The 13,936-nt window shown below is 57.5% G+C and carries 10 protein-coding genes; all 10 read right to left on the bottom strand.

Annotation, left to right across the window (positions count from 1 at the left end; all coding sequences use genetic code 11):
* Positions 1–7 precede the first annotated feature (7 nt).
* Positions 8–826 (bottom strand): carbohydrate ABC transporter permease, encoded by an 819-nt coding sequence (locus RIN49_RS05395; RefSeq protein ID WP_309119136.1) that lies wholly within the window; start codon positions 824–826, stop codon positions 8–10.
* Complete coding sequence (locus RIN49_RS05390; RefSeq protein ID WP_309119135.1) at positions 823–1,710, bottom strand: carbohydrate ABC transporter permease; 888 nt, start codon at positions 1,708–1,710, stop codon at positions 823–825. Before RIN49_RS05390 ends, RIN49_RS05395 begins: the two co-directional genes overlap by 4 nt.
* A 73-nt stretch (positions 1,711–1,783) precedes the next feature.
* Positions 1,784–3,097: an ABC transporter substrate-binding protein gene (locus tag RIN49_RS05385; protein WP_309119134.1), complete on the bottom strand. Its 1,314-nt coding sequence runs from the start codon at positions 3,095–3,097 to the stop codon at positions 1,784–1,786.
* 56 nt (positions 3,098–3,153) lie between these two features.
* Positions 3,154–5,148 carry a carbohydrate binding domain-containing protein gene (locus RIN49_RS05380; RefSeq protein ID WP_309119133.1) on the bottom strand — a complete coding sequence of 665 codons (1,995 nt, stop codon included), beginning with the start codon at positions 5,146–5,148 and terminating at the stop codon, positions 3,154–3,156.
* 264 nt (positions 5,149–5,412) lie between these two features.
* Positions 5,413–6,444 carry a substrate-binding domain-containing protein gene (locus tag RIN49_RS05375; protein WP_309119132.1) on the bottom strand — a complete coding sequence of 344 codons (1,032 nt, stop codon included), beginning with the start codon at positions 6,442–6,444 and terminating at the stop codon, positions 5,413–5,415.
* Positions 6,445–6,613: 169 nt separating this feature from the next.
* The gene (locus RIN49_RS05370; RefSeq protein WP_309119131.1) at positions 6,614–9,607 is read right to left on the bottom strand and encodes a PA14 domain-containing protein; all 2,994 of its coding nucleotides are present in this window, start codon (positions 9,605–9,607) and stop codon (positions 6,614–6,616) included.
* Positions 9,608–9,732: 125 nt separating this feature from the next.
* Positions 9,733–9,963 (bottom strand): hypothetical protein, encoded by a 231-nt coding sequence (locus RIN49_RS05365; RefSeq protein ID WP_309119130.1) that lies wholly within the window; start codon positions 9,961–9,963, stop codon positions 9,733–9,735.
* Between the two features lie 360 nt (positions 9,964–10,323).
* On the bottom strand, positions 10,324–10,719 hold the full coding sequence (locus tag RIN49_RS05360; RefSeq protein ID WP_309119129.1) for a hypothetical protein: 396 nt from the start codon (positions 10,717–10,719) through the stop codon (positions 10,324–10,326).
* Between the two features lie 96 nt (positions 10,720–10,815).
* Positions 10,816–12,294, bottom strand: a complete 1,479-nt coding sequence (gene araA / locus RIN49_RS05355) for an L-arabinose isomerase (protein ID WP_309119128.1) — start codon at positions 12,292–12,294, stop codon at positions 10,816–10,818.
* 27 nt (positions 12,295–12,321) lie between these two features.
* Positions 12,322–13,920: a xylulokinase gene (locus RIN49_RS05350; protein WP_309119127.1), complete on the bottom strand. Its 1,599-nt coding sequence runs from the start codon at positions 13,918–13,920 to the stop codon at positions 12,322–12,324.
* Between the last annotated feature and the right edge of the window lie 16 nt (positions 13,921–13,936).

The following is a 13,936-nucleotide window of genomic DNA, read 5'->3' as shown; positions in this document are numbered from 1 at the left end:
GAACTCTTTATCCTTTTAGCGCGCCGCTCGTAATGCCGGAAATGATGAACCGCTGCAAAAATACGAAAGCGACGATCAGCGGAAATGCGACCATAATGATGCCTGCGGCCAAAATCGTCCAGTTCGTGCTGTATTGGCCGAAAAACAAGTACAAGCCGGCCGTCAGCGGCCTCATCTCTTTGTACGTCAGGAACAGGAACGGCGAGATGAAGTCGTTCCACGTACCGATGGCGATCAGCATGCCGACCGTGAAGGCGGCCGGTTTGATCAGGGCGAACACGATCGTGAAAATATACCGGAGATAGCCGCAGCCGTCGATGGCGGCCGCCTCGTCCATTTCTTTCGGTACGCTCTTGATGAAGCCCGTCAAAATAAAAATCGAAATCGACAGGGACGACCCGATCTTCAACAGAATGAAGCCGGGATACGAGTTCATGAAGCCCAAATATTGCATGACGTACAGCAGCGGTACGAGGCCGACCGGTAAAAACAACGACGACAGAAACAGGAGGTAGAAAAAATTGGCCCCCTTCATATGATTTCTGGCGATCGGATAGGCGGCCATCGTGGCGATGACGCACGTGCCCACGGCGACCAATACGGTAAACAGCACGCTGTTTTTAAAATAAATTTCCATGTCCGCCTGCACCCAAGCGAGCCGAAAATTTTCCCACTGCAGGGATTGCGTCAGCGTGAGCGGCGTCCGCAAAAATTCGGTGTTCGACTTCAAGGCGACGTTGAGCACGAGCAGCATCGGGCCCAGCATTCCGAGCGCGACCAGCATCAGGACCGCGTTCGCCCACAGATGATTTTTGTTTATTTTCATAGCTCCGTCTCCCTGCGCCGCATGAAATATTGAGCGATCAGGACGACGACGAAGACGATGGCGAAGTGGATCATCGACAGCGCCGCGACGAAGCCTTGGCTGTCTCCGCCGAAAATCGTGTTGAAAATGTACATGCTGAGCGTCGAAGTCGATTTGCCCGGACCGCCGTTCGTGAGCACCTTGATAATGTCGAATAAGCCCAGCGTCCCGATCAGACAAATCAGCACGTTAATGGTGATGGCCGCTTGAATGAGCGGAATCGTAATGTAACGAAGCATGCCCCAGTTGCTCGCCCCGTCGATGCGCGCCGCTTCGTACAGCTCTCCCGGAATGTTTTGCAGCCCCGCCAAATAAATGATCATGCCGTAGCCGACGTTCATCCACATCGTGACGAATATGACGAGGTACAACGCGATATCCGGATCGCCGAGCAGCGCCGAGTTGCGGTCGAACTGCTGGAGCAGCAAATTGACGGGACCCGACATCGGATCGAAAACCAGCGTCCAGACGAGGCCGACGACGACGACGCCCAAGATGTTCGGCAGGAAGATGACGGCGCGGTAAAAATTGCGCAGTCGCAGCTTCGCGTTGACGAGCACCGCCAGCAAGATGCCTGCGACGTTCTGCAGCACGGTGATGCTGATCGAGAAAATGAACGTCACCCGGATCGCGTCCGTCAAATATTTCTGATCCGAACCGAACGCCCGCGCGTAGTTGTCGAGCCCGACCCAGCGGATCGGCAGGCGGATGTTGCCGGTAAAATCCGTGAACGACAGCACGACGTTGCCGACGGCCGGAACGAGAACGAACAAGGCGTAGAGCGCCAGCGCCGGGAGCAGCACCAGATAGGGCCACAACCGCGAAAAACGACTTTTAAATACCATGCCGATCCCCCCTTGCCGATCGAGAGGCTACGTCGGGCGGCTCTCGATCGACCTTGTGGTTACGCTGTCGCGTTTATTTCCAGTTCGGTTTCGACTGGATGAAATCTTTTTGCATGTTTGCGGCGGCTTCCTCCGGCGCAATCTTGCCGAAGATGAGCTCCATCGCGTAGAAGGTGTGTTGGTACGCCGCCCCCGGCATGAACGTGTTCTCCCAGAGCGACTGCTGCTTCTCCATCAGCTTGTCGACCTCGTTGATGATCGGCGATTCCGTGACGACGTCCTTCATGACCGGCAGCATGCGCACCATGTTCGTGTATTGCTGATAATTATCTTTTTGCGTCAGGAACTCCAGGTACTTCATCGCGGCGTCCACGTTCTCGGAATCTTTGTTCACGTACCAGCCGAAGCCGTATTTGGTCGCCGCCGTCCCGTTATCCTCGGGTTTGTTGCCGCCCGGCAGCAGGAAGACGCCGGTTTCGAAAGACGGAGACGCGTCTTCGATTTGCGCGAGGCTCCACGAACCGTCGATCATCATCGCGGCCTTGCCTTGGGCGAACAAGCCAGGAGCCTGGCCGTAGTCGAGTCCCGTCGCGTTCGGCTGGAAGTAGCCGCTCAGCTGCTGCAGTTTCGCGAACACTTCGACCCAACGCGGATCGTTAAAGCCGGTTTCTTCCGTCTTCAGCTTTTCGTAAAAATCCTGATTCGTTCCGCCCGGACGAACCAAGCTCTTCTCCAGTTCGCCGATGATCATGTTGACCGGCCATTGGTCCTTGCCGCCGAAGATGATCGGATCGATGCCCTTCGCCTTGAGCGCTTCGCACACGGCGATGAATTCGTCCCACGTCGTCGGCACCGCCAGTCCGTGCTCCTCGAACATCTGCTTGTTATAGAACGTCACCATCGCGGTCGTGTTCATCGGCAGGAAATATTGCGCGCCTTCGTACTGACCCGCCTTCAGCGCGTCGGGGTAGAAGTTGCCGAGGAACGGCTGGTCCTTCAGATCGTACATGATCGCCCGCAGGTCGGGATCCTTCAACTCGACCTCGCCGCCGCTGGCGAACAAGTCCAGGTCGCCGGTCGTTAGCCGCGCCGTCCGCAGCTGCGCGTAATCCTTCGTCGGCACGGCGTCGTATCGGAGGCGGATGTTCGGGTACGCTTCCTGAAATTTCTTATTGATTTCGTCGTAGAATGCAGTATCCTCCACGCGGAAGTTGATGACGTTCAGCTCCACGACTTCGTCCTTCCCGGACGTCTGGGGCGCGGCGTCGGTTCCGGTCCCGGCTTCGGTTTCGTTCCCGCTCGAGGCGGAGCATGCCGACAGGACGAGGCTGAGCGCCGCCATGCACGCGACCGTCCATTTCCAAGATTTCCACGATACAGCTTTCATCGGCCAATCCCCCATTTGTAATCGAATTGTTTCCACCGCGAATTTCTTAGCGTTTCTTATTCGCTCTTGAACAACTTCACGTCGTCCATCATCGCCCACTCAAAGCCGCCGCCCCCCGCGGAATGCAGGCCGATCGTCGCCTGCCCGTTCGCGACGACGATGCCGTCGATCCAGACGAACGTCCAGTCCGGCGAAGCGCCGACCGGCGACGACAAGACGGTGGAAGTACCGTCAAAATCTTTCGCCAAAAACCGGACCTGCTGCGCGCCGCCGTTCGACTTCACCCACGCCGTCGCCGTATAAACACCGTCGTCCAATCCGGTCGCCGTCTGGTACGTAAACACCTCGTACTGCGTGCTGTCCTTCCAATGAGTCAAATGGTAGCTCCCGGCATGCGAACCGCCCGTTTCCGAATAATTCGCATCGGCATCGCCGTTCGGCGCCCACGTGCTCCACCCCGCCGGCGTCTGCGTTGCGGCGCCGTCGGCTTCGAAGCCGGGGTTCGTCAGCGCGTTCGACCGGTACAGTCCGGCAAAGTAATGCCATGTGCCGGCATAAGCGCCGGAAGGGCGGATCAGCCAGTATCCGTTCAGGTCGGCGTCCGCGAACGGCCGGTGCGGTCGCTGGTTAATCACGACCTGGCTGATTTGCGGCGAGTAGACGTCCGCATCGTCGTCTAGGACGATTTTCAAATAGGTATACCCGTCCGGAAGCAACTCCGCCGAGCCGACCGAAGCCTTGTGCCAGACGTGGATGCCGTCGGTGTTGACCGGACGCGACACGCCGATGACGGCGGGAATCCAGTTCACGTTATCGGCGGAGTAGTAGACGGCCACTTTGTCGTGCAAGCTCGATCCTGTGTAATAAAAGCTGATGCCGAAGCTGTGGATCCCGCCCTGCGTCTTGTACGTCATATGCTCCGGCGTATCCGACGTTCGCTTTAGCCGCGAGGCGTCGCCTTCGAAGTACGGCGTCGGCGAAGACGCATCGAGCGTCCAATTCGCGCTGCGGTCGTATATTTTGCTGTAATCGTTCAGCATGTCTTTCACCTGGCTCAGTCCGGCCAAGTCCTCGTTGCTGTACAACTGCCAGTAGAACATGTACGGGACGCCCCACGCCAACGCCGCGTCCACGTTCGTGTGCACCGCTCGAACCGTATCCGCTTCGGTCGTCCAGTTTTCCGCGCGGCCGAATTCGCCGACGAAGACGTTCTTGTCTCCGTGCCCGTATCGAGCGTCGTCCGGCGCCTTCGCGGCGATGTCGTCCAGGTTTGCGGCCAGCTGCTCGCCGTCGAAGTACACCTCGTAGTTCGAGTACGAGTACAAGTCGCAGTAAGTGTACGGGACGACGACGTCCAGCAGTCGGGGCTCCCCGAAGACGATCGACACGCGGTTGATTTCGAAGGCGCCCATCACGCGCACGCCGTGCTCCCCGACTTCGTCGCGCGCCTGAATGATGCCGTCCTGCCGGGCGTTGATCCAATCGATCATCCCTTGGGCCGCCGTCGTCGAGTATCCCGGACCGCCGTACTTCATCTGATTATCGCCTTCCCAGTTTTGAAGAATGAACGTCTTCCCGGTCCCCTCGTACGTCTCCAGCAAATACTTCGCAAGCTCGTAAAACTCCGCCTGAATGGCATCCCGATCCGCGGAACTTACCCCGTAATGCCAGTCGCCGCTGTCATGGAATTCGTAAGCTTCCAAGGCGATGACGTCGAACTTGGCGAAAGCCTCCTCGTAGTACGGCGTCGCCGCCAGCTCCGCGAGGCCCCATACCGTCGGCCAGCTGGAGTTGAGGTAATAGTCGAGCTTGTAATTGGGCGTCAGCCACAGCTTTACGGCGTCGGCGCCCAGATCGGCAATCACGTCCGTCCCTTCCGTCAACACGTCCTCCGTACCGTCGAAGGCATACTGGGAGTTGACCGTCGTTATGCCGACTTGATTCGGGTAGTCGAGTGAAGCGCTTACATAATGCGGCCGGTACGCAATGACGGCACTTACGATCAGTAACGCGCCGAGCAGCGTCGACGCAATGCTTCTTCTGCTATGCATCCGCTCTCATGCCCCCCTCGATCCTAACGTCGCTCGTTTCAACTGTTTCCGACACTGCTTCAACTTTTCGGCATCTCCCTGCCTCGAGCCTCCTCCCCCGAAACTCCGTTATTCACGCTTCACCTTAAATATATCGGATACAAACAGTTAATTCAACCTATTTATTGAAATTTGTTTCCGTTTTTAATGAAACTTTTAATGAAAATGAATGTAAGAAAAGTCTTGTTCGCCAACGCACGTTGGGACAAGACTTCCTTCTTTTTATTATAAACTTCTCACCGATTCCCGTTCGATGATTTCCGTCGTGATCCGAACATGCTCCGCGCGAAAATCGGTCTGCTGCATTCTTCGGAACAGCATCTCCGCCGATCGGGTGCCCATCGTCTCTTTGCAGGCGTCTATGGATGTCAAAGCAGGAGTCACCCACTGGCACTTCTGCACGTTGTCGAAGCCGATCAACGAGACGTCCTGCGGGCAGCTCAGCCCGACCCGCTCCAGCGACTGCATCACTTCGAACGCAACGGGGTCGTTGCCGCAGACGAGCCCCGTCAATCCCGTCTCGCGGATGCGCTCGATGTCCGCATCGCCTAAGGAATACGGGATGATGCTGTCCCCGCGGGCGTCCGTGAACGAAACCGCTTCGATCTCGACCTCGCGCTCCGTCTTGAAATCTTTCACGGCGTCTAGAAACCCTGCGTGACGCGCCGCGAAGCTCGACGCGTACGAGACGTCGCCGACGAATCCGATGCGCCGGTGGTTTCGATCCAGCAAATACTTGGTGGCGTCGTAACCGCCTAGATTGTTTTCCGCCAGCACGTGATCCAGCTTCATCTGCACGAAGTGAGGCACGTCGACGAGCACGACCGGAATGCCCGTCACCTGAATCGCGAGAATATACGCCAGCGGAACGGCGCCGAGGACGAGCGCGCCGTCCACCTTCCGGTCCGTGACGCAGCTCGGCAGCCCTTCGCTCGTCGCGACGTTCGGGTCGATGCCCGATAAGATCATGCTGAACGACTTCTCGCTGAGCGCTTTCTCGATCCCGTGCAAGATCCGTCCCCAATATTCGAAGTCTTTCAGGTCGCTTCTCGGCACGACGACGGCGACGTTGCCCGTGCGTGAAGCGGAGATGGACAGCGCCGACGAGTTGATCATGTATCCCATATTCATGGCCGTAAGCCGGACTTTCTCTTTCGTCTCTTCGTTCACGCCTTTCTGGTTGGCAAGCGCTTTCGAGACGAGCGATTTGGAAATTTGCAATTGATCCGCGATCATCTGCAGCGTTACTTTCTTCATGCGGCAGCTCCCCATAACGTAGTTACGGGTATCATAGCACCCAAGGAAACAAAATTCAACATGTTTCATAAACTAGTGTAAATGGGAGAGAAGGAAAACAAGCCGCATCCATAGGGATGCGGCTTGCGGGATGGGACTCGCGCGAAGTCGATTCTTTTCTAACCTGCCGTTACCGATCGATCGACAGCCGGGACAGCTGCGTTCCCCACTCGTCCGTACCGCCGGATAACTCCACTTTCAAGTATCGGTGGTCCGCCGGGATCGCCGATTGCGGCAGATACGTCGCTCTGTACCAACCGTCGGCCGTCGGCGCGACCGACGAAGGCGAAGACGGGATTTCGGTCCAGGCCGTCTGGTCGCTCGATGTATAGAACTTTACGGTCGCCGGCTGTACGAAGTAGTACATTCGGGCTTCGAACCCGCCGATCGTGCCGACGTCGTAGATCAGATGCTCCGTCGACAGCCCCGTCCGCGTCGCGCGCGCGGCGTCGCCGTCGAAGTACGAAGCCGCGCCGGCATCGTCCAGCCGCCAGCCCGCGGATTGGCTCACCGTCGCCGTCCAGTCGTTCAGGTCGTCGACGAGGTCCGACGGCGCGTACAGCTTGACGTTCGCGATCTGCGGCGAATACCCGGACGGATCGTTCTTCAATTCGATCTTCAAGTAGTTCGCGCCCTGCGGCATCGGCGACATCGGCTCGAAGTACGTCCGGTACCAACCGTTGCCGATCGCGTCCGACGTCATCGTCGGCTTGACGGCGATCGGATCGAAGGCGACCCCGTCCGGCGACGCATAGAAGGCGACCTGTCCCGCCGGATACGGATTGCCGTACGAATGAACTTTGACTAGGAAGCCTTCGAGATCGAACGCGCGATACACGAGATGCTCCGTCGTGTTGCCGATCCGCTTCGCCCGGCTCGTATCGCGCTCGGCCCATTCGGGAGCGACGGCGTCGATTTCAAGCCCCGGCGTGCGGCTGTCCACGGACGTCCAGCCGGCCAACGGGTCCGTGACGACGTTCGACGCGTAGCGAATCAGCACGCGGCCGAGCTGCGGCGTCCACACCTGCTGCGCGTCCGTCGGAAACCGTATTTTTAAGTATCGGCTCCCCTCGGGCACGTCATGAAGCTCGTATTGCATTTTGCGCCAGACGAAATTTTTAAATGGATTTTTCAACGGCGTCACTTGCGTGAACGTCTGGCCGTCGTTCGAGACGAAAAACTGGAATTCGCCGATAACGTCCCCGGTATAGAAGAACGCGTCAGCCATGATATGCTCGATGTCGCCCGTCGTCTTGTACACGATCGTTTCGTTCGTCTTGGTCGTCTGCGCCAATCGGGAAGCGTCGCCCAAAAATTGCTCCGGCTGCGAGCCGTCCAACGTCAAATTGTCGGATTTGGCGTGCAGCCGGCCGTAATCGTCGAAGTTGTCGATCATCGTCGTCGTCCGGCCGGCGTGAACGCCCGGCTCCATCTGCGGGATCGACAGCGACGTCCCTCTCCCCATTACGCTGGATACGGCGACGCCGTTCGCGTCGGCGACGTAAGCGAACCAATCGGCGTTCGCCGAAGGCACGACGGCTTCGAACGCGTCCGCACCGACCGCGGTCGCGTTCACGCCGACCCACTGTCGTTCGGTCCATGCCTCCCCGTCGGGGGATGCGCTGTAGTACACTTTCGTCTCCGTAAGCGCCGTCGACGCCGTTACGTCGAACGTCACTTTGACGCCCGCGCCCTCCGGCGCGGCTCCGGTCGCCTGCGCCTTCGGCAGCGGCGGCCCCGATCCTTTCAGATGATAATCGAAAAATTGCGGCGACGAATCTCCCCCGCACATCGCCACCGTATGGTCGGCGTTCGGGCACCAGAGCAAGTTCTTGTCGCTGCCGATCAACGCGAATTGAGCCATCAACTGCGGCGGCCAGAAGGCAAAGTCGTTCGTATTGTAATATCCGAAATAGTGAGCGGTCATCCCGCCGATGCGGCGAGCCGGGTCCAAATACCGGAACATGGCGGTGACGCCCGCCGGATCGGCGTATTGATAGTCGTCTCCGAAAATAGTGCCGCGGTCGAAGAAGCCGCCCCCGAATACCGGGAATACCGCCTTCACCTGAGGGCCGGCCAACGAAGCGACCGCCGTCGCCATATAGGAGCCCCAGGAATATCCCTTGACGCCGATATTGGCGGGATCGACCTCCGGCAGCGAGCGGAGCAGGTACAGCGCCTGCAAACTTGCGAGCTGCCCGTCGAACAGCGTATGCAGCGACATGTTCGTCCCGAAATACTGCCGCGTCTGCCAGTCGCCCGTGGAGCGCGTCGTCGCCGGGTCCGCGATGGACGGAATGTCGATCGTCAGCGCGACGTACCCGCGGGCTGCCCAGTCGGACGCCTCCGCCGTCATGGCGGCGCCGCCTCCCCCGTGCAGGACGAGAATGCCGGGATATGTTCCCGCGGCGGCAGGGGACGCGATGGACGCATACACGAGGGTGTCGACGCCGTTTACCGTTCGCGACTTAAATTTCAGCTCCCGGATACGAATGCCGCCGTTCGTCTGGTCGCCGATCGTCTGAACGATCGTTGGAGCGACGCCCGTCAAATAGCCTTGGAACGGATCCGCGGCGTCCATCTCCGCGGAAGGAACGAATAGCGCCGTAGAGGGAACCGTCTGCTTCGCCAGCTCGTCGCCCGACCAAAGCAGCCGCATGACCGAGCCTCCCGCGCTATAGGCGTATTCGATTCGAATGGCATACGTCGAATCCGCCGAGAGGGCGATCGTGTTGCTGTCCTCCGCAAGGGCATGATCGTTCCCATGGTCGATCAGCAGCGTCTCGTTCACCCATAACCGCACGCGGCCGACCGACTCGGTATAAAACGTATACATACCGGTAAACGGCGCTTTCACGCGGCCTTCCCATCGAACCGAGTACGTGTCCGGATCGACGGAAGGCGCCGGCGACCCGGCGCCCCAGGCGAAGTCGACCGCCGCGTCCGTTCGGGTCGTCGCCAAATCCGTAAAGCCGATATCGTTATAGTATTGCGCTTGCAACCCGTTCGCGGCCGCTTCCGCCGCGGGGAGCGGCAAGCTCGTCCAAAACATGGCCGCGATCGCGAACCAAATCGTCGCTTTCCTCTTCAAGACACCCCATTCGCTTCGAATACGTACCTTCAAGCCGAACACCTTCCCTCTTCAAAAGATTGGCGTTTCGTACCGCCGGAAGCAAGCGCTTCCATTGCTTTCAGCGATATTATATATGTCGAACTCAAGGGAGGTCAATTGATTTATTGAAATTTGTTTCATTGTTTCATGAAACTTTTATCTCGGAATACGTTTTCCGAACCCAAAACAAAAAGACCGCCCGGCGTGAAGCGACCCCATAAAGTTAGACCTCTTTTCCCCTGATGTATCGAGCTGTCCGGGTCGGCGTCGTCCCCTTCCGGCGATACGTGGTAGATCGCGGCTCCGGCGACGACGGGTTCCACCGTCTCCGCGCTTGCAGGCGTCACAGGCAACAGCCCGGCCAGCAAAGCTAACCACCCTTTCGAAATATACGGAGCCCAAAACAAAAAAAGTGCAAGAACTGCACTTTTGCCGCCTCCGAAGGTATTCGATTCGCATTATTATGAACCTGAGGACTTCAAGCCAGCGCTCCGCCGGCGAAGCCCGAGTATTCGTCTAGAAACCACTCGGCCGCCTTCAGCATATGAACCGATATTTTATTTTCCGTAAAGGAAAAGGACATTTTAGTCGTACCTAAATCGATTCCAAAGTCGAACCGATGCAAACCCGATTCATTTTCGTATTCCCAACGTCCTTCTTCGCCTTCGAATAGGAACCGCATCCGAGGGATGTTCATTGGGTTTTCGTGTAACCGGTACCACTTCCCGTTATTTCTCGACATAGGAAGAGGTCAGGCTGCCCTGTTGCGGAATGAGGTTTAGGCTGTCGAGCTTGATTTCAAGCGCCTTCCCTGCGGCATCGTCGGCAGGCAGCGGTCGGTCTTGGATTTTCGCCAAGAGTTCTTCCCGGAACACATTCCTCAGTAGAATCCGTGCGATGTGCCCCATCATTTGGGTGTCCGAGTTACAGGCAAACGCCAACTCTCTCTCCGGATAAACGAGGGCGAATTGAGATCCCATGCCGCGGAAGGAGAACCCGTTATCTTCCTCGCACCAGATTTGGTAGCCATAGCCGACATCCCCGGTCAGCGAGTTATCGATTTGCTTCGAAGTGGCCGCGCGGATATACGCCTCCGAAATTTCGAATTCCGCTTGAATCATCATATCGTTAATCATTCTTTGGCTGTTCATCGGGAGCGGAAAAAGCCCGCGACGCGAGCGTTAGTCGCGTAGCGGGCTTGGATTGCGGTTCAGGATTCCTTAGTTCTTCCAGGCCGTTTGGCTTAACCGAAGTTGGTTCGGAAAGCTGACCCGATCCGTCCGTTCATCGATCGTGACGGCCTCGATCCCGCACATCTCTGCAAAGTCCAGCATTTGCTCCGTCGTCACCTCGTACGAGAACCCGGTATGGTGAGCGCCGCCCGCCAGAATCCACGCTTCGACGCCATCCTTCAGGTTCGGCAGCACTTGCCACAGCACCCTTGCCACCGGAAGCTTCGGCATCGCTTCGGTCGCTTCTACGGCATTGACTTTGTTGACCAGCAATCGGAACCGGTTCCCCATATCGATGATGCTTGCATTGATCGCCGAACCGCCGCGGCCGTCGAATACGATGCGCGCCGGGTCCGCCTTCCCGCCGATGCCGAGCGGATGAACCTCGATCCGAGGCTTGTCGGCCGCGATTGTCGGGCAAATCTCCAGCATGTGGGCGCCCAACACCAGCTCGTTGCCTTCTTCCAGATGGTAGGTGTAATCCTCCATGAACGAAGTGCCCTTGCCGCCGGCCATGATCTTCATCAGTCGCACGAGCGCCGCCGTCTTCCAATCTCCCTCGCCTGCAAAGCCGTAACCTTCCGCCATGAGCCGCTGCGCCGCCAAGCCGGGCAATTGCTCCAGACCGTGCAGATCCTCGAACGTCGTGGTGAACGCCGTGAACCCGCCCTCTTCCAGGAAGCTTCGGATCGCCAGCTCAAGCCTCGCTTGATAATCGATCGCCTGCCGTTTTTCTACTGTATCCGCCACTAAGGTATAATGCTCTTCATATTCAGCCATCAGCCGATCCACCGCCTCTTGCGACACGGCGTTCACGCGTTGCGCCAAATCGCCGACGCCATAGGTGTTCACGGACCAGCCGAACTTGATTTCCGCTTCTACCTTGTCGCCTTCCGTCACTGCAACCTGTCTCATGTTGTCGCCGAAACGAGCCACCTTTAAGGTCTTGCTCTCGCAGAAGGCGACAGCCGTCCTTTGCCAGCTGGCGATTTGCTTGCGTACCTCGCCGTTCTGCCAATGGCCGAACACGACTTTGCGGGAACGCCCCATCCGCGTGCCGATAAAGCCATGCTCGCGGTCGCCGTGCGCCGCTTGGTTCGTGTTCATGAAATCCATATCGATCGTACTCCACGGGATTTCGCGGTTATACTGCGTCGCGAAGTGCAGATGCGGCTTGTTCAACTGCGACAAACCGCCAATCCACATTTTGGAAGGCGAGAAAGTATGCATCCAGGTGATGACGCCGGCGCACCGTTCGTCGCTATTGGCCCGAATCAAGGTACTCCGGATTTCTTCCGGCGTCGTTAAAAGGGACTTGAACACAATCTTATAAGTAACGGACGGGTCCTGATTCAGCCCTTCGACCATCTCCAAGGAGTGAGCCTCTACCTCCTTCAGCGTTTCAGGTCCGTACAGATGTTGGCTCCCGGTCAAAAACCAAAATTCATAAGGTTTAACGTTAAGCACGTCACATACCCCTTCCATGAATAATTTTTATTGTAAATAATCGACCGCCGCTCTTTCGATGGCCAATCCTTTGATGTAGCGCTGCATAAACACTTCGAATCCTTCCACGTCCTTAGGGTCGGGGGAGACGGACGTTCCTGCTTTTCCGGCGAATACTTTGCGGTCTAGGTACTCATCCAAGCTTTCGTCGTCCGACTTCCGGATGAGATAGGAGGCAAGCAACGCGATCCCCCATGCGCCTCCCTCGCCTGCCGTCTCCATCACGGAAACCGGAACGTTGAGCGCGCCGGCCATGATCTTCTGGCCTACGCCCGCCGTCTTGAACAAGCCGCCGTGGCCTAAGATTTCATCCAACTTCACGGCTTCTTGCTTGAGCAGAATATCCATGCCGATCTTCAAGGCGCCGAGCGCCGTGTAGAGATGGACGCGCATAAAGTTCGCCAGATTGAAGTTGCTGTCCGAAGACCGCACGAACAAGGGTCGCCCTTCTTCGAAATGGGTCATGTGTTCGCCGGACAAATACCCGTAAGCGAGCAGTCCGCCGCAATCCGCGTCGCCTTGGAGCGCCAGATTAAATAAGGTTCCATACAGCCGATCCGCATCGAAGGAAAGCCCCATCGCCTTGGTAAATTCGTCGAACAATCCGACCCAGGCGTTCAAGTCCGAGGAGCAGTTATTGGAATGCGCCATCGCGACCAGACTTCCGGCAGGCGTGGTGACAAGGTCGATCTCTTCATACGCCTTGGATAATTCCTTCTCGAGGACAACCATGGCGAACACGGAGGTTCCGGCGGATATGTTGCCGGTGCGCTTCGCTACGCTATTGGTCGCGACCATTCCGGTTCCTGCATCGCCTTCCGGGGGGCAAAGCGGAATGCCGGCCTGCAGCTCCCCGCTCACATCCAGCAGCTTAGCGCCCTCTTCCGTGAGCGCGCCGGCGCTTTCCCCCGCAACCAGAACGGAAGGGAGGATCTCCTCCAGCTTCCATGGAAGGTTCCTAGAGGCAACCAAATCATTGAATTGATCGATCATTTCGGCGTTGTATTTCTTCGTATGAATATCGATCGGGAATACGCCGGACGCTTCGCCGACGCCCAGCACCTTTTGCCCCGTCAACTTCCAATGAATATACCCTGCTAACGTCGTCTGGAAATGAATCCGGGAGACGTGCTCCTCTCGGTTCAAAATGGCTTGATACAGATGCGCGATGCTCCAGCGCTGGGGAATATGGAAGCGAAACAACTCGCTTAGTTCTTTGGAGGCTTGCTCCGTAATATTGTTTCTCCACGTTCGGAAAGGAACGAGCAGCGCTCCGGCTTCGTCGAACGCCATATAGCCGTGCATCATGCCGCTGAATCCGATCGCTCCGACGGTGCGTAAGGCGACTCCGTATTTGGACTTCACGTCGTCAGCCATCTTACGGTAGCTATTTTGCAAGCCCTTCCAAATATCTTCTAAGCTGTACGTCCAAATCTGATTGACATAGCTGTTCTCCCAATCATGGCTGCCCGAAGCGATCGGGGTATGGTCTTTTCCGATCAGGACGGCTTTAATGCGGGTAGAACCGAATTCGATGCCAAGTACGGTACCGCCGCTCTCGATATCATGCTTCACGTCGTGACTCATGCGCATCCCTCGCTTC

This window comes from Paenibacillus sp. (assembly GCF_031177825.1).
Classification (GTDB): Bacteria; Bacillota; Bacilli; order Paenibacillales; family YIM-B00363; genus Paenibacillus_AE.
Note: the sequence above shows the minus strand (reverse complement) of the source record. Positions and strands in the feature narration are given on the sequence as shown.

What these genes read in the sequence shown, in the direction of transcription:
- RIN49_RS05350 (WP_309119127.1), bottom strand. Translation starts at nt 13,920, where the DNA reads ATGAGTCACGACGTGAAGCATGATATCGAGAGCGGCGGTACCGTACTT.
- RIN49_RS05390 (WP_309119135.1), bottom strand. Translation starts at nt 1,710, where the DNA reads ATGGTATTTAAAAGTCGTTTTTCGCGGTTGTGGCCCTATCTGGTGCTG.
- RIN49_RS05375 (WP_309119132.1), bottom strand. Translation starts at nt 6,444, where the DNA reads ATGAAGAAAGTAACGCTGCAGATGATCGCGGATCAATTGCAAATTTCC.
- RIN49_RS05395 (WP_309119136.1), bottom strand. Translation starts at nt 826, where the DNA reads ATGAAAATAAACAAAAATCATCTGTGGGCGAACGCGGTCCTGATGCTG.
- RIN49_RS05360 (WP_309119129.1), bottom strand. Translation starts at nt 10,719, where the DNA reads ATGATGATTCAAGCGGAATTCGAAATTTCGGAGGCGTATATCCGCGCG.
- RIN49_RS05380 (WP_309119133.1), bottom strand. Translation starts at nt 5,148, where the DNA reads ATGCATAGCAGAAGAAGCATTGCGTCGACGCTGCTCGGCGCGTTACTG.
- RIN49_RS05385 (WP_309119134.1), bottom strand. Translation starts at nt 3,097, where the DNA reads ATGAAAGCTGTATCGTGGAAATCTTGGAAATGGACGGTCGCGTGCATG.